Below are 16,704 nucleotides of genomic sequence, written 5' to 3'. Positions count from 1 at the left end.
CTGTCGGGGCTGCCCGCCGGTCGGCCCAGCCCGTAACACCGAACAGCCGCTTTTCGCTGCCAGCTGCCCCCCATTTATCGCCCAGCACGCTGCGTGCACCCATCCGCGATAAACTGCGTTTTTCCCCCTGCAGGACCCGCCCCGGATGAGCTCACGCCACACCCTTTCCGTCGCCCTGATCCAGGAGCGCAACCACGGTGACGCCGCCGCCAATCTGGCCGTGATCGAGACGCGCGTGGCTGAAGCGGCCGCCCAGGGTGCCAAGCTGATCCTGCTGCAGGAACTGCACAACGGCGCGTACTTCTGCCAGCACGAGTCGGTTGACGAGTTCGACCTGGCCGAGCCGATTCCGGGTCCGAGCACCGAGCGCCTGGGTGCGCTGGCGAAGCAGCACGGCGTGGTGATCGTCGGCTCGCTGTTCGAGCGCCGTGCCGCCGGGCTGTACCACAACACTGCGGTCGTCTTTGAAAAGGACGGCACGCTGCTGGGCAAGTACCGCAAGATGCACATCCCGGACGATCCGGGCTTCTACGAAAAGTTCTACTTCACGCCCGGCGACATCGGCTTCAAGCCGATCGACACCTCGGTTGGCCGCCTCGGCGTGCTCGTGTGCTGGGACCAGTGGTATCCGGAAGCGGCGCGCCTGATGGCGCTGGCCGGCGCCGAACTGCTGCTCTACCCCACCGCGATCGGCTGGGACCCGGACGACCAGCAGGACGAACAGACCCGCCAGCGCGATGCCTGGGTGCTGAGCCACCGCGGCCACGCCGTCGCCAACGGCGTGCCGGTGCTGAGCTGCAACCGCGTCGGCCACGAAGCCTCGCCGCTGGGTGCTTCGGGCATCCAGTTCTGGGGCAACAGCCATGTGCTCGGCCCGCAGGGCGAGTTCATCGCCGAGGCCGGCACCGAGCCGACCGTGCTGATCTGCGACGTGGACCTGCAGCGCAGCGAGCACGTGCGCCGGATCTGGCCGTTCCTGCGTGATCGCCGCATCGATGCCTATGGCGACCTGCTCAAGCGCTACATCGACTGATCCCCCAGGACCCTGCCCCGTGACCGTGCTGCTGCGCGACGCCAACGATGCCGATATCGCGGCCATCACCGCCATCTACGCGGTGGAAGTGACCGACTTCGTCAACACCTACGAGTATGACGTACCCGTCGCGGCGGAGATGCAGCGCCGCATGCACGACATCGTGGCGCGCGGCTTTCCGTACCTCGTTGCCGAGGTGGATGGCCGGGTCGCCGGCTACGCCTATGCCAACACGTACCGGGGCCGCATCGCCTACCAGTGGACCGTGGAGAACTCGGTCTACGTGGATGCGGCGTTCCAGGGGCGTGGGGTCGGCACGGCCCTGATGCAGGGCCTGATCGATGCGTGCGTGGCGCGTGGCTACCGGCAGATGGTGGCGGTGATCGGCGAACCGTCGAACACCGCCTCGATCAAACTGCACGAACGCTTCGGTTTCCACACCGTTGGCGTTTTCCGCGGCCTCGGCCGCAAGCATGGCCGCTGGCTGGACACCGTCCAGATGCAGCGTGCGCTCGGCGATGGTGCCGACAGCGCCCCTTCGAATGAATGATGCAATGACTGATACCCAGATCGACGATACCGGCGATACCCTGTTCGCCGGCCAGCCCGTGCGCGTAGTCGAGCGCGATGGCGTGCACTACACCCTGCTCGGCACCGCACACGTCTCGCAGGCCAGCGTCGAAGCGGTGGAGCGCGCGATCGGCAGCGGTCGCTTCGATGCCGTCGCCGTGGAGCTGGACGCGCAGCGCCTGCAGGCACTGACCAACCCCGATGCGCTGGCCAAGCTCGACCTGGTCGAGGTGATCCGCAAGGGGCGTGTCGCGTTGTTCGCGGCCAACCTGGCGCTGGCCGCCTACCAGCGCCGGCTCGCCGAACAGCTCGGCATCGAGCCGGGCGCTGAACTCAAGCGTGCGGTCACCCTGGCCAACGAACACCACCTGCCGGTGCACCTGATCGACCGCGAAGTCGGCCTGACCTTCAAGCGCGCGTCGCAGCGGCTGGGCTTCTTCGGCAAGATCAAGCTGGTGATGGGTCTGGGTGCCGGCCTGTTCGCCTCCGAAGACGTGGGCGAGGACGAGATCGAGAAGCTCAAGCAGGGCGACATGCTCGAAGCCAGCTTCGGCGAGTTCGCCAGCGAAAGCCCGGCACTGTATGAAACCATCATCGGCGAGCGCGACCGCTACATGGCCACCCGCCTGCGTGAGACCCGCGATCCGGCCCAGCGCAACGTACTGGCCGTGGTCGGTGCCGGCCACCTGGCCGGACTGGCCCGCTACCTGGAAACCGATACCGACGCGCCCGGCCCCCTGCGGGAATCGCTGGAAGACGTGCCGAAGAAGCGCAACATTCCGTGGATCACGCTGACCATCCTGGCGATCGTGCTGACCGGCATTGCCGTTGGCTTCTACCGCGGTGGCCTGGGCGTGGGTACCGAACTGCTGGCGACCTGGGCGATGTATACCGGCGGTCTGGCCGGCCTGGGCTGCCTGCTGGCGGGCAGCCATCCGCTGAGCATCCTGACCGCCATCGTGGTCGCCCCGTTCAAGCCGTTCCGCCTGAGCATCCCCACGGGCGCGTTCTCGGCGCTGGTCGAAGCGCGCCTGCGCAAGCCGGCGTATGAGGACTTCCTCAAACTGCGCGATGACGCCCAGAGTGTGAAGGGCTGGTACCGCAACCGCGTCACCCGGGTGGTGCTCACCTTCATGCTGACCAACCTCGGCAGCATGCTGGGCCTGTGGCTGACCGGGTTCCAGGTCTGGCACAAAGTCGGCGGTTGACCGCCGACGCGGGGTAGAGCCGACCGTTGGTCGGCTGCCGTTGGTTTTTTGGGGAGCGGGCCAGCGGCCGGCACTACCCCACCTGCGCCGGGTGGAGCCGACCGTTGGTCGGCTGCCGTTGGTTTTGGGGAAGCCGGCCAGCGGCCGGCACCCCACCTGCGCGGGTAGAGCCGACCGTTGGTCGGCTGCCTTTGATTCTGGGAGCCGGCCAGCGGCCGGCACTACCCCACCTGCGCGGGTGGAGCCGACCGTTGGTCGGCTGCCGTTGGTTCAGGGGAGCCGGCCAGCGGCCGGCACTACGTCACTGTCCTTCGGCGGCAATCCCCTTGCCCGCCGCACGATCCCGGCAACCGCACTGCTCAGGTCGTCCAGGATGGCGTAGATGGTCGGCAGGAACAGCAGGCTGACCACCGTGGAGAACGCCAGGCCACCGGCAATCGCACGTGCCATCGGATAGTACGGCGGGCCGTTTCCAAGCAGCTGCGTATCGGTCAGCGAGATCGGAATCATCGCCAGGATCGCCGTGCCCATCGTCATCATGATCGGGCGCAGGCGCTCCCGCGAGCCCTCCACCAGTGCCTGGGTACGCCCTACCCCTCGGCGGCGCAGGTTGTTGATGTGCTCGATCATCACGATGCCGTTGTTCACCACCACGCCCATCAGCACCAGGATGCCGATGAAGGACATGATGCCGAACGACGTGCCGGTCACCCAGAACAGCCAGAACACACCGAAGATCGAGAACAGCACACCGCTCATGATCGCCGCCGGGAACAACAGCGACTCGAACACGGCCGCCATCACCACGTAGATCATCACCAGCGCGATCAGCAGGTTGAACAGCATCTGCTGCATCGCCTCGTTGTCGTCGCCGTAGTCGCCACCGTCGAAGGTGAAGGTGTAGCCGGCCGGGAAGCTCATCGGCTTGAGCGTCTCCTCCATCGCCTTGCGCCCTTCGGGCACGGTGACTTTCTCGGCCAGGTTGGCCTTGATGGTCAGCGTGGTCTGGCGGTTGGTGCGGCCGATCTGGGTCGCGGTGGGCTTGACCGTCACATCAACCAGGCTCAGCAGCGGCACCGAACGGCCATCACCGGTACGCACGGTGAAACTGGCCAGGTCTTCGGGGCTGCTCTGCTCGGCACCCGCGAAGCGTACCCACACCGGCACTTCGGTGTCACCGCGGCGGAACTCGCGCATCGGCGCACCGCGCAACGCCAGGCCGACGAAACTGGCGACCTGCTCGGCATTGAAGCCGAACGCCGCCGCGCGCTCGCGGTCGACGTGGATGGCCAGTTCACTGCCCTTCTCGCCGTTGTCGATGCGCACATCGCGCAGCTCCTTGCGCTGAGCCAGCAGCGGTACCACTTCCTCGCCGATTTCCTGCAGCATCTTGGTCGAATCGCCGACCAGCTGCACCTGTACCGACTGGTTGCCGCCACCACCGCCATCGCCGCCCTGGTTGCCGACGACGTAGTCCGCCCGCGCCGAACGCGGCAGCTCCTTGCGCAGCAGCTCCTGCACCGCAGGCAGGTTGTCGGCATGCTGGGTATCGAAGGTCACGGTGGTGCTGCTGCCCTCCTGCTCGCTGTACCAGGAATACACCTGCGTGATGTGCAGCTTCTCGCGGTTCTCGTCGAGATAGCGCTCCACCCGGGCCACTTCCTCGGACATCTGCCCGTAGGTGTAGGCGCCCTTCCAGTTGTAGCCGATGAAGATGTCCTTGCCACCTTCGCCGCCGAACATGTCGATCTTGGTGAGCTTCATCGGCACCAGACTGACCAGTATCACCAGGAAGATACCGAACACGCTCCAGCCGCGGTGTTCCAGCGTCCATTGCAGGATCCGCGCATAGCGCCGCTGCAGCCGTGCGATCACCCCCGTTTCCGAGTGCACCAGCTTGGGTGTCTTCATGCGTGCCGACAGCATCGGAATCAGGCTGACCGCGACCAGCCACGAGGCCAGCAGCGACACCGAGATGGTGATCGCGATCTGCGCCATGAAGATGCTGATGTTGTTGGTTTCCCCGAACAGGTTCGGCACGAACACGATGCAGTGGCACAGGGTACCGGCGCTGAGCGCGATGGCCACGTTGCGGGTGCCGATGATCGAGGCCAGCACCGGCTGGTCGGGCATGCGCTCGCGTTCCTGGTAGATGCTTTCCACCACCACCACGGCGTTGTCCACCAGCATGCCGACCGCCAGCAGCAGCCCCATCATCGTGAGGATGTTCAGCGTGACGCCGGCGAAGTACATGAAGCCCAGGGTGATCACGAAACAGATCGGGATCGCCAGGGTGACCATCAGCGTGGACGGCCAGTGACGCAGGAAGAAGAACAGTACCGTCACCGACAGCAGCAGGCCGACCGCACCGGCTTCGGCCAGTTCGAGCAGCGAGGAGGTAACCATCTTGCCCTGGTTGTCGATCACCTTGACCTGCACATCGCGCATCGATGCCTGGCTGCGGATCGCCTCCACTTCGGCCAGTGCCGCGCGCGAGACCTCCACCAGGTTGGCGCTGCGCTCCTTGTAGATGTCCAGGCCGATGGCCGGGTTGCCGTCCAGGCGGCGACCGAAGCTCATCCGCGTGGGCTTCAGGCGGATCTCGGCGATGTCGCCCAGACGCAGGCCCTTGGTATCGATCACCAGGTCGCGCAGCTCCTGCAGATCGGTGATCTCGCCAACCGGCTGGATGCGCACGCGCTGGCCGTTGTCATCGATCTGACCGGCCGAGATCGAGAAGTTCAGGGTGCGCAGGCGATCGCTGAGGTCGTTGATGCTCAGGTTGTGGGCGGTCAGGCGGTCGGGGCTGATCGCGATCTCGACCTCATTCGGCGGCGCGCCGGAGATGTTGACGCGGGCAACGCCGGGAATGCGCTCGAGACGCCGCTTGAACTCGCGGTCGAGCATGTCGTACGCGCCGGTCAGGTCCGATGTACTGGCCAGGCGCACCTTCAATACCGGGTCGTCGCTGCTGGACCACTTGAACACGTTGTAGCGCTGCAGGTCGTCGGGCAGGTCGCTGCGGATGGCATCGATGCGCTCGCGCGCGTCCGAGGCGGCGATGGCGATGTCGCGGTCCCAGTCGGTGAACTCGATGAAGATGCTGGCGCCTTCGGAGGTGGCCGAGGAGCGCATGCGCTTGATCCCGGTCATCGTCGCCAGCGCTTCTTCGGTCGGCCGGATGATGTTGCGCTCCACCTCTTCCGGCGTGGAGCCGGTGTACGGCACCTGCACGAACAGGAAGGGTGCGGAGATGTCCGGCAGGGCCTCGAGCGGCAACCGGAACGAGGCGATCAGCCCCACCACCGCCAACGACACGAAACACATGATGGTGGTGATGGGACGGCGGATGGAGAACTCGGCGACGCTCATGCCGGCTCCTGTGCGTTGCCCTCGGCATGGCCCTGCGGCGCATGCTTGAGCTGGCGGCCGCGTTCGCGGTAGTAGGCATCGCCACGGCGGTCGAGCAGGTCGTACACGACCGGGATCACCACCAGGGTCAACAGGGTGGACACCAGCAGGCCGCCGATCACGGTGATGGCCATCGGTGCACGCACCTCGGCGCCCTCACCCATCGCCACGGCCAGCGGCAGGAAGCCGAACAGCGTGCACAGGGTGGTCATGATGATCGGGCGCAGGCGCGAGCGGGCGCCCTCGACCAGGGCGTCCTGTTTGGGCACGCCGGCTTCGCGCAGCTGGTTGACCTTGTCGATCAGGATGATCGCGTTCTTGGTCACCAGCCCCACCAGCAGAATCAGGCCGATGAACACCACCACCGAGATCGGCTTGCCAGTGAGCATCAGCGCCAGGATCGCACCGACCAGCGCCAGCGGAATGGTGAACAGGATGACGAACGGATGCAGCAGCGATTCGAACTGCGAGGCCATCACCAGGTACACCAGGAAGATCGCCAGGCCGAAGGCGAAGAGCAGCGAGCGTGCCGAGTCGGCCAGCTCCTCACCCTGCCCGCCGATGTGCATGCCAACGCCGGCACCGAGGGGCTGCCTGGCGACCATGTCCTGCACTTCGCGCACGGCGCCGCCGAGATCGATGTCGCGCAGGTTGGCCGACACCACCGCCACACGGGTCTGGTCGGCGCGATGGATCTCGCTGGGGCCGTTGGTGGCGACCACCTCGGCCACCGCATCCAGCGTTACCGGACGGGTGCTGCCCGGGTTGACGATCAGCCGGCGGATGCTGTCCACGCTGGCGCGGTCGCCTTCCTGCGCACGCACCAGCACGTCGATCTTGCGGTCGCGGAAGCTGTAGCGGGTGGCCACGTCGCCGCGCACCTTCTTGACCACCACGTCGGCGATCTGGCGCGTGGTGAGGCCGAGCGCGCCAGCGCGCTCCTGGTCGAAGCGGATCTGGATTTCCGGGAAACCTTCCTCGACCGTGGACTTCACGTCGGCGTAGTGCGGGTTGTTGCGCAGCATCGCCGCCAGCGCCTGGCCGGCGTGTTCCAGCGTGGCCATGTCCTGGCCGCGCAGTTCCACTTCCAGCGGCGTGGAGAAGCTGAACAGCGCCGGCCGTGCGAAGTCGACCTGCACACCGGGGTGCTGCTTCATGGTGTCGCGCAGGCGTTCGGTGATCGCCGCTTCCGTGCGCGAATCGCCGCCACCGGCCATCACCACGGTCAGCTTGCCGATGTTCTCACCACTTTCGGTCGGGCTGGCATCCAGCCGCGTGCCACTGCCGCTGACCCCGTACAGGGAGGTGATGCTGTCGTCCCCGGCATGCGCAAGCTGCACCTCGCGGACCAGCGCGTCGGTCTGCTTGAGCGGCGTACCGGCCGGCAGCTTGGCGGTCATCTCGAAGCGGTCCTGCGCCAACTGCGGGATCAGGTCGGCACCGAGCATCGGCACCATCGCCAGGGTGGCCACGAAGGCGATCGCCGCCAGGCCCAGCACCTTGCCCGGGTGCTGCAGGGCGTTGGGCAACAACCGCAGATAGCCGCGCTCGGCGCCAGCGTAGGGCTTCATCGCCACATCGCTGGCCTTGCGCATCACCGGGCCGATCACCGCCACCAGCAGGCGCCACGCACGGACCACCGCCCAGGCGATGCCGAAGAAGCTCCAGCGCGCGAGCGCCCCCATGCCACGGCGGCTGCCGGCCACCGGCTTCAGCCAGCGGCTCTCCGGCTGCCACTGGGCATGCGCCGGCTCGGCCGGGAAGGCCAGCGGCGGGCGCCCCTTGAGCGAGCTCAGCATCGGAATCAGGGTCATCGACACCAGCAGCGAGATCGCGATGGCGATCGCCACGGTCAACGCCTGGTCGCGGAACAGCTGGCCGGCGATGCCGTCGACGAACACCAGCGGCAGGAACACCGCGATGGTGGTCAGGGTGGACGCGACCACCGCCATGCTCACTTCGCGGGTGCCGGCGATGGCAGCGTCGAGAATGCCCAGCCCGCGTTCGCGCGCCTTGGCGATGCTCTCCAGCACCACGATGGAATCGTCCACCACCAGGCCGGTGGCCAGCGCCAGGCCGCCGAGCGACATCACGTTCAAGCTCAGGCCCAGCTGGCCCATGAAGAAGAACGTGGTGATGATCGACACCGGCAACGACAGGCTGATCACGAACGTGCTCCAGCCATCGCGCAGGAACAGGAAGATGATCAGGATGGCCAGGATGCCGCCGATCACAGCGTCCTTCTTGACGTCGCTGATGGCGTGCTCGATGAAGCGCGACTGGTCCTCGATGGTGGTCAGCTGCGCGTCGCCGGGAATCTGGTCCTTGATCTGCTCCAGGCGCTTGCGCAGCGCTTCGGCAGTGGCCACGGTATTGGCGTCGCCTTCCTTGTAGATCGCCAGCTCGACCGCCTCGCGGCCACCCAGGCGGATGATCGCCTCGCGCTCCTTGAAGCCCTGGCGCACGGTCGCCACGTCCTTCAGGCGCACCGGCACGCCGTTGGCGATGTTGGTGGAGCTGGAGCTGGACGCGCTCTGGGCAGCGGAGGCGGCGGCGATGGCCGCGTCCGAGCCGGTGGACGCGGCGATGGCGAACATCTGCTGCATCGCTGCGTCGGCCGCGCTGCCGTTGCTGCTCTGGGTGGTCACCAGCAGGTTGCGGATGTCCTCCAGGTCGGCGAACTGGTTGACGGTGCGCACCAGGTAGCGCTGCGAGCCTTCTTCCAGGCGCCCGCCGGAAATATTGATGTTCTCTTCCTTGAGGCGCTTGATGACGTTGTCGATGGGCAGGTTCAGCTGGGCCAGCTTCTGCTGGTCGATGTCGACCTGGATCTCATCTTCCAGGCCACCGCCCACTTTCACTGCGGCCACGCCGGTGACCGGTTCGAGCTTCTTTTTCAGGTCTTCGTCGGCGTAGCGGCGCAGCTCGGTGAGCTGGCGCATCGCGTCGGCATCGGTCGCCGGGTCGCTTTTGGCGGCAATCACCAGGCGCATGATCGGTGCAGTGGAGGGATTGAACCGCAGCAGCACCGGCGCTTTCGCTTCCAGTGGCAGGTTCAGCGCCTCCATTTTGTCGCGCACCTCCAGGCTGGCCTGGTCCATGTTGGTGCCCCAGGCGAACTCCAGCACCACATCGCTCTGGCCGGTGCGCGAGACCGACTTGAGCTTGCGCAGGCTCTTGACCACGCCGACGGCTTCTTCGACCGGCTCGGTGATCAGCGTTTCGATTTCCGCCGGCGCCGCGCCGGTGTACTCGGTACGCACGGTCAGCGTGGGATAGCTCAGGTCGGGCAGCAGGTTGACCTTGAGGTTGCCCAGCGCGATGAAGCCGAACAGCATCAGGGTGACGGTGAACATCGCGATGGTGACGCGGCGGCGGGTGGCAAACTCCACCAGGCCGCCGCCGTGGGCACCCGGGCGGTCGCCCGCGTGCGGATCGTTGCCGTGGTCGTTGCCGGCCGACGTCATTGACGGTTCTCCGCCTTGGCCGGAGCCGCCTTGGCGACCGTGGCGGCCGGCTTGGCGCCGATCACCTGCACGGCGGTGCCGTCGCGCAGCGCCACCTTGCCGGCCGTGACCACCTGGTCGCCTTCCGCCAGCCCCTCGCGGATTTCCACCCACGGGCCTTCGGCATAGCCCAGCTTGACCGGGACGCGCGCGACCTTGCCGGCCCGCACGCGGAACACCGCCGGCTCGCCGTCGTCGAGCAGCGCCAGGCGCGGGATCACCAGTGCGTCGGTGCGCTGGTCGTAGTCGATGCGGATGCGGCCGAACATGCCCGGCTGCAGCCCCGTCGCATCCTCGCCGAACCCGCTGACAACGCGGAAGGTACCGCTGCCGGAATCCACCACCGGGGCGATGCGGTCCACCGTGCCCGGGAACGATTTGCCCGGCAGCGCGTCGGCCACCAGCGTGACCGGCTGGCCGGGACGCAGGGTCGCCAGCTCGCGTTCGGGGACATTGAGGGTGGCTTCCAGGCGCGAGTTGTCGATGATGCGGAAGATCGGCGTATTGATCTGGACGAAGTTGCCGGTCTTGATCGAGCGCGATGCGATCACACCGGAGATCGGCGCGACCACCGTGGTGTAGGACAGCTCCAGCGTCGCCAGGCGGTACTGCGCACGGGCGTTATCCAGATCGAAGCGCAACTGGTCGACGTCGGCGGTGCTGACCATCTGCTGGCCAACCAGCTTCTGGGCGCGCTGATAGCTGTTCTCCAGCTTGCGCATCTGCGCTTCGCTCTGGGCCACGGCCAGGCGTGCACGGTCCGGGTCCAGGCGCACCAGCGGCTGGCCGGCGCGAACCGGCTGGCCCTCTTCCACCAGCACCGCCAGCGCGACGCCGGAGGTCTTGGCCACCACCTGCGATTCGGCCCGCGCTTCGAGCGCGGCAGTGCCGGTATAGCTGGCGGCCACCGCCCGGCGGGTTGCGGCGACGGCCTCGACCGGCACCGCGTCAACCGCCTTCGCTGCCTTGGGATCTTTCTCGGCGGCCTGGGCCTCGGCCGAACCGCCGCCGGCGCCACAGCCGCTCAGCAACAGGGAGGTGGTGATCAGCAGCGCAGCGACGCAGGTTCCGGTGCGGCCGTGCAGAAGAGTATTTCGCGACATCGTCGTGTCCCTGAGGGATGCGTGGGCAGGTGTGGTAGCAAAGTAATGCACCACGTCACGATCACACCATATCCCAAAGGTCATGGTGACCTTGGGCCGCCCCTGCCCGCCCTGCGGTTTCAGCTAGATGAAAACGCAGGCTATACTCGGGCCAGTTCCGTACCCCACGCCGGAACGACCAGACCCGTATACCGGAAAGGACATCATGCGCCCGCAGCCGCTCGCCGCTTGTCTTCTGGCCGTCCTCCTGCCCCTCGGGGCCGCCGCACAGGCCGCTACTGCTCCTGCCGTACCCGCCGTACCTGCCGCACCCGCGCCGACCGTCGCGCCGGCCACGCCTGCCGCCCTCACCGGCCGCTACGACAATGGCCGCGTGCTCGCCTACACCTGCCAGGGGTGCCACGGCATCACCGGCTACAAGAACGCCTATCCCAGCTACCGGGTACCCAAGATCGGCGGCCAGACCCAGCAGTACCTCAGCCAGGCGCTGAGCGAATACCGCCAGGGCAAGCGCAGGCATCCGACGATGCAGGCGCAGTCCATGAGTTTCAGCGAACAGGAGATCGCCGATCTCGCTGTTTATCTGTCCACCGCCAAATAAGCACGCTCATGACGAAAGCCGCGCCGTTCAAGCGTTACGCCATCGCCCTGTCCGTTGCCCTGCTGCTGGCTGCCTGTTCGCAGTCGCAGGTGGAAAACAGTGCAGATTCCGCCGCCGATCCCGGCCATGCCAGTGGTGAACACGGGTCGGGCTCCTCCGCCGGTTTGCCAGCCGGTCGCCTCGCCGCCGGCGAGGCCCGTGCCCAGGTCAAAAGCAAGGCCACCCAGCAGAGCTGCATCGACTGCCACGGTGCGGACGGCAACAAGCCGATCGACCCGACCTACCCCAAGCTGGGCGGGCAGTACGGCGACTACCTCGCCCATGCCCTGCAGGCCTACCGTGCCGGCGACCGCCAGCACGCATTGATGACCCCGCAGGCGGCCGACCTCAGCGACCAGGACATCGCCGACCTGGCAGCGTACTTCGGTTCGCGGCCGAGCCAGCTGCGGGACCTGCACGGGTTGAAGTGACGGGGCGGCGCGACCGCCCCGGGCACATGCCGCCTGACACCCGTAGAGCCGGGCTCTGCCCGGCTGCCGTTGCCATGAACGCCTGACACAAGCCGGGTAGAACCCGGCTCTACTGTCATGAACGCCTGACGCAAGCCTCGTAGAGCCGGGCTCTGCCCGGCTGCCGTTGCCATGAACGTCTGACACAAGCCGGGTAGAACCCGGCTCTACTGTCATGAACGCCTGACGCAAGCCTCGTAGAGCCGGGCTCTGCCCGGCTGCCGTTGTCATGAACGCCTGACGCAAGTCTCGTAGAGCCGGGCTCTGCCCGGCTGCCGTTGCCATGAACGCCTGACACAAGCCGGGTAGAACCCGGCTCTACTGTCATGAACGCCTGACGCAAGCCTCGTAGAGCCGGGCTCTGCCCGGCTGCCGTGGTCAGGAACGCCTGACACAAGCCGGGTAAAACCCGGCTCTACTGTCATGAACGCCTGACGCAAGCCTCGTAGAGCCGGGCTCTGCCCGGCTGCCGTGGTCAGGAACGCCTGACACAAGCCGGGTAAAACCCGGCTCTACTGTCATGAACGCCTGACGCAAGCCTCGTAGAGCCGGGCTCTGCCCGGCTGCCGTTGTCATGAACGTCTGACACAAGCCGGGTAGAACCCGGCTCTACTGTCATGAACGCCTGACGCAAGCCTCGTAGAGCCGGGCTCTGCCCGGCTGCCGTTGCCATGAACGCGTGACACAAGCCGGGTAAAACCCGGCTCTACTGGCAAGCCGGGTAAAACCCGGCCGTACGGTCACGCGTCCAGTTCTTCCCATCGCGCGTACGCGGCGTCCAGCTCGGCCTGGACCTTGCCGAGTTTCTGGGTGTGCGCGGCCATGTCGGCGGCGCTGCGCTGGTAGAACGCCGGGTCGTTCATCGCGGCGGTGAGGCCTTCGACGTCCTTCTCCAGCGCTTCGATCTTCAACGGCAGCTGCTCCAGCTCACGCGCGTCCTTGTAGCTGAGCTTGCGCTTGGGCGCGGCCGCTTCGGCCGGCGCGGTGGCCGGTGCAGCCGGCTTTGCCGTGGGCACCGGCACGGCAGCGGCGGCCGCCGCCATGCGCGCGGCCTGGCGCTGCCAGTCGGTGTAGCCGCCGACGTACTCGCCGACCACGCCGTTGCCTTCCATCACCATCGTGGAGGTGACCACGTTGTCGAGGAAGTCGCGGTCATGGCTGACCAGCAGCAACGTGCCGGCGTAGTCACCGAGCAGCTCTTCAAGCAGCTCCAGGGTTTCCACGTCCAGATCGTTGGTCGGTTCGTCCATCACCAGCAGGTTGGACGGCTGCGCGAACAGCTTGGCCAGCAGCAGGCGGTTGCGCTCGCCACCGGACAGTCGGGTGATCGGCGCGCGCGCGCGCTCGGGGGTGAACAGGAAGTCCTGCAGGTAGGCATGCACGTGCTTGCGCTTGCCGTTGACCTCGATGAAGTCCTGGCCTTCAGCCACGTTCTCGATCGCGGTCCAGTCCTCGCGCAATACCGAACGGTACTGGTCGAAATAGGCGATCTGCAGGTTGGTACCAGCCCGCACTTCGCCGCTCTGCGGCTGCAGGTCGCCCAGCAGCAGCTTGAGCAGCGTGGTCTTGCCGCTGCCGTTGGGGCCGATCAGGCCGATGCGGTCACCGCGCAGGATGACGGTGCTGAAATCCTTGACCATCGTGCGCTCGCCGAAGGCGAACGAAATGTCCTTGACGTCGATGACCTTCTTGCCGGAATTCTCCGCCTGCGCCGCTTCCATGCGCACGTTGCCGCCCAGTTCGCGGCGCTGCGAGCGCTCGCTGCGCATCGCCTTGAGGCGGCGCACGCGCCCTTCATCGCGGGTCCGACGGGCCTTGATGCCCTGGCGGATCCAGACTTCTTCCTGGGCCAGCAGCTTGTCGAAACGCGCGTTCTCCTGCGCCTGCGCATTGAGGCGTTCTTCGCGACGGCGCTCGTAGTTGGCCCAGTCGCCCGGCCAACTGGTGACCTGGCCGCGGTCGATTTCGACGATGCGGGTGGCCAGTGCGCGCAGGAAGCGACGGTCGTGGGTGACGAACACCACGCTGCCGTTCCAGTTCTTGAGGAACATTTCCAGCCAGTCGATGGCTTCGATGTCCAGGTGGTTGGTCGGTTCGTCGAGCAGCAGCAGGTCCGGCGAAGACACCAGCGCGCGGCCGAGCAGCACACGGCGCTTCATGCCGCCGGACAGGCGCGCGAATTCGGCCTCGCCGTCGAGGTCGAGCTTGGTCAGGGTTTCGCTGACCCGCTGATCCAGGCCCCACCCGTTGGCGGCATCGATCTTGGCCTGGACGTCGGACAGTGCGTCGCCATCGAACTCGTCAGCGTGGCTCAGATGGTGGAACTCGGCCAGCCACTGGCCCAGCTCGCCCAGACCATCGGCAACCACGTCGAACACGCTGCCGGCCGCGCCATGCGGCACCTCCTGCTCGAGGCGGGTGATGCGCACCCCCTGCTGCACGCGGATTTCGCCGTCATCGGGCTTGTGGTCGCCGGACAGCAGCTTGAGCAGGGTCGATTTGCCGGCGCCGTTGCGGCCGATCAGGGCGATGCGTTCGCCCGGCTCGATCGACAGTTCGGCTTTTTCCAGCAACAGCGGGCCGCCGACGCTGAAGTCGACGTTTTGCAGAGTAATCAGAGGCATCCGACCATTGTACGGGCTGGCGGTGCGCGGCGTCGCTTACCCGTGCGCGAACGCGTCCGGGGGCAGTGCCAGCAGCTCCCCCAAACGCGGCGGCACGCGCTTGCCGGGGTGGCGCACCACCCACAACTGGCGCGACAGCGGCGGCAGCGGTGTGTCCAGGATGCGCAGGGTGCCCAGCGCCACCAGGTCGGCCACCGCGTGGCGCGACAGGCAGGCCAGCCCAAGTCCGGCGGCGGCCGCCTGCTTGATCGCCTCGGTGCTGCCCAGCTGCATCGCCTTGCCGAAGTGGTGCAGGTGCGGCAGCAGCGCCTGCTCGACCGCCTCACGGGTGCCCGAGCCCGGTTCGCGCAGCAGCCAGCGCGCTGCCGCCAGGGTCGGCACGTCCACCTGCGGCGGCAGGTCAGCCCTGCTGCCGGCCACGATCACCAGCGCGTCGCGCTGCCACGGCAGCACCTGCAGGCCGCTTTCGTGGCAGGGTCCTTCGATCAGCCCCAGGTCCACGTCCAGCCGCTGTACGGCGGCGACCACCTCGGCGCTGTTGCCGATGCGCAGGTCGACCTCGGCCTGCGGGTTGGCGGCCAGCAACGCCGCGATGCGCTGCGGAAGGAGGTAGTTGCCGATGGTGGTACTGGCGCCGATGCGCAGCCGCAGCGGCAACCGGTCCGCATCGTGCGGCCGGCCGACTCCCGCCAGCACCTCCAGATCCGCGGCGGCCACCAGCAGGGCGCGGGCCGGGTCCAGCAGGGCGCGGCCGTGGGCGTTGAGCACCAGGCGGCGCCCGATACGGTCGAACAGCGGCGCGGCCAATTGGCCTTCCAGCTCATTCAATGCCGCGCTGGTGGCGGACTGCGACAGGCCCAGCCGCTGTCCGGCCGCGGCCGTGGTGCCGGCCTCGGCAACGGCGACGACCACCTGCCATTGGCGGAGTGTCAGATGCATCGCAGCAATGTACCTGCAATTCCGGTTGGAATCACAAAAACAATGCGTTTTACAGGTTCATGTGATCGGCGCACCCTGTTCAGCATCCTCAAATGGAGTCTGCCGTGAACGTCGCACGCCTGCCCCTTCCCTCGCCCACGGCCGCCCAGCGCTGGCGCGGTCGCGTGCCGGGCCTGGCCCTCGCTGCCGCCGTGGCCGCGGCGGCAATGGGCCTGGCCACGTTGACCTGGCTGCAGAAGCACGGCATCAGCGCGCTGACCCTCGCGATCGTGCTGGGCATCGTGCTGGGCAACAGCCTCTACCCGCGGATGGCCCCGCGCGCGGCGGCCGGCGTCGGCTTTTCCAAGCAATGGCTGCTGCGCGCCGGCATCGTGCTGTACGGCCTGCGCCTGACTTTCCAGGACATCGGCCAGGTGGGCGTGGCCGGGGTGCTGATCGACGCCCTGGTGCTGGCGAGTACCTTCACCCTGGCGTGGTGGGCGGGCACGCGCTGGTTCGGCATGGACCGCGACAGCGCGTTGCTGATCGGCGCGGGCAGCGCGATATGTGGCGCTGCGGCGGTCATGGCCGCCGAGCCGGTGGTGCGTGGCCGCGCCGAGCAGGTCACTGTGGCGGTGTCCACGGTGGTGGTGTTCGGCACCCTGGGGATGTTCCTGTACCCGGCGCTGTTCCAGCTCAATCTGGCGCACGCCTGGGTGCCGATGAGCGAGCAGCTGTATGGCGTGTTCACCGGCTCGACGGTGCATGAAGTGGCGCAGGTGGTGGCGGCCGGGCGCGCGGTGAGCGAAGGCGCCGCCGATACAGCGGTGATCACCAAGATGGTGCGGGTGATGATGCTCGCCCCGTTCCTGGTCGCACTGTCGCTGCTGCTGGCACGTGGCCACGCCGCCCGGACGGATGCGCCACGGGCAACGATCGTGGTGCCGTGGTTCGCGTTCGGGTTCGTCGCGGTTGCCGCCCTCAACTCGCTCCACCTGCTACCGCAGGCGGTGGTCGATGCGGCCATCGACCTGGACACCGTGTTGCTGGCAATGGCGATGGCGGCGCTGGGTCTGACCACCCATGTATCGGCCCTGCGCCAGGCCGGCATGAAGCCGCTGCTGCTGGCCCTGCTGCTGTTTGCCTGGCTGCTGGCCGGCGGGCTGGGCATCAACCTGGGCGTGCACGCGCTGCTGGGGTGAGCACCGGCCGCGTGCAACA

General features: G+C 67.3%; 11 protein-coding genes. 6 read left to right on the top strand and 5 right to left on the bottom strand.

The features are described 5' to 3' along the window. The first annotated feature begins 145 nt into the window (after window positions 1-145). From ACLB90_RS18130 to ACLB90_RS18120, 3 genes are read left to right on the top strand one after another with little or no spacing between them, the layout of a single operon-like run. Window positions 146-1,033: a carbon-nitrogen hydrolase gene (locus ACLB90_RS18130; RefSeq protein ID WP_411850755.1), complete on the top strand. Its 888-nt coding sequence runs from the start codon at window positions 146-148 to the stop codon at window positions 1,031-1,033. 19 nt (window positions 1,034-1,052) lie between these two features. Continuing rightward, window positions 1,053-1,583 carry an N-acetyltransferase family protein gene (locus ACLB90_RS18125; RefSeq protein ID WP_411850754.1) on the top strand — a complete coding sequence of 177 codons (531 nt, stop codon included), beginning with the start codon at window positions 1,053-1,055 and terminating at the stop codon, window positions 1,581-1,583. Then, window positions 1,576-2,811, top strand: coding sequence for a TraB/GumN family protein (locus tag ACLB90_RS18120; protein WP_411850753.1), 1,236 nt, complete (start codon window positions 1,576-1,578; stop codon window positions 2,809-2,811). The genes ACLB90_RS18125 and ACLB90_RS18120 overlap by 8 nt, the downstream gene beginning before the upstream one ends. Before the next feature lie 270 nt (window positions 2,812-3,081). Here ACLB90_RS18120 and ACLB90_RS18115 read toward each other — a convergent pair whose 3' ends face one another. From ACLB90_RS18115 to ACLB90_RS18105, 3 genes are read right to left on the bottom strand one after another with little or no spacing between them, the layout of a single operon-like run. Beyond that, window positions 3,082-6,183: an efflux RND transporter permease subunit gene (locus ACLB90_RS18115; protein ID WP_411850752.1), complete on the bottom strand. Its 3,102-nt coding sequence runs from the start codon at window positions 6,181-6,183 to the stop codon at window positions 3,082-3,084. Beyond that, window positions 6,180-9,689, bottom strand: a complete 3,510-nt coding sequence (locus ACLB90_RS18110) for an efflux RND transporter permease subunit (RefSeq protein WP_411850751.1) — start codon at window positions 9,687-9,689, stop codon at window positions 6,180-6,182. Before ACLB90_RS18110 ends, ACLB90_RS18115 begins: the two co-directional genes overlap by 4 nt. Then, on the bottom strand, window positions 9,686-10,831 hold the full coding sequence (locus ACLB90_RS18105; RefSeq protein WP_411850750.1) for an efflux RND transporter periplasmic adaptor subunit: 1,146 nt from the start codon (window positions 10,829-10,831) through the stop codon (window positions 9,686-9,688). The genes ACLB90_RS18110 and ACLB90_RS18105 overlap by 4 nt, the downstream gene beginning before the upstream one ends. Window positions 10,832-11,036: 205 nt before the next feature. Between ACLB90_RS18105 and ACLB90_RS18100 the strand changes: the two genes are divergently transcribed. Both ACLB90_RS18100 and ACLB90_RS18095 read left to right on the top strand, forming a co-directional pair. Then, entirely contained in the window at window positions 11,037-11,432 is a 396-nt protein-coding gene (locus tag ACLB90_RS18100; protein WP_411850749.1) for a c-type cytochrome, read from the top strand. Window positions 11,433-11,440: 8 nt separating this feature from the next. After that, window positions 11,441-11,902, top strand: a complete 462-nt coding sequence (locus ACLB90_RS18095) for a c-type cytochrome (protein WP_411850748.1) — start codon at window positions 11,441-11,443, stop codon at window positions 11,900-11,902. Window positions 11,903-12,681: 779 nt separating this feature from the next. Here ACLB90_RS18095 and ACLB90_RS18090 read toward each other — a convergent pair. Both ACLB90_RS18090 and ACLB90_RS18085 read right to left on the bottom strand, forming a co-directional pair. Next, window positions 12,682-14,565 (bottom strand): ATP-binding cassette domain-containing protein, encoded by a 1,884-nt coding sequence (locus ACLB90_RS18090; RefSeq protein WP_411850747.1) that lies wholly within the window; start codon window positions 14,563-14,565, stop codon window positions 12,682-12,684. Between the two features lie 36 nt (window positions 14,566-14,601). Next, window positions 14,602-15,504, bottom strand: a complete 903-nt coding sequence (locus ACLB90_RS18085; RefSeq protein ID WP_411850746.1) for a LysR family transcriptional regulator — start codon at window positions 15,502-15,504, stop codon at window positions 14,602-14,604. Window positions 15,505-15,596: 92 nt separating this feature from the next. On the opposite strand from ACLB90_RS18085, the gene ACLB90_RS18080 reads away from it, so the two are divergent. After that, complete coding sequence (locus tag ACLB90_RS18080) at window positions 15,597-16,685, top strand: YeiH family protein (RefSeq protein WP_411850745.1); 1,089 nt, start codon at window positions 15,597-15,599, stop codon at window positions 16,683-16,685. Window positions 16,686-16,704 lie beyond the last annotated feature (19 nt).

The organism is Stenotrophomonas sp. LGBM10 (assembly GCF_046736075.1).
Classification (GTDB): Bacteria; Pseudomonadota; Gammaproteobacteria; order Xanthomonadales; family Xanthomonadaceae; genus Stenotrophomonas.
The sequence above is the reverse complement of the archived record's forward strand: the minus strand, read 5'-3'. Positions and strand labels throughout refer to the sequence as shown.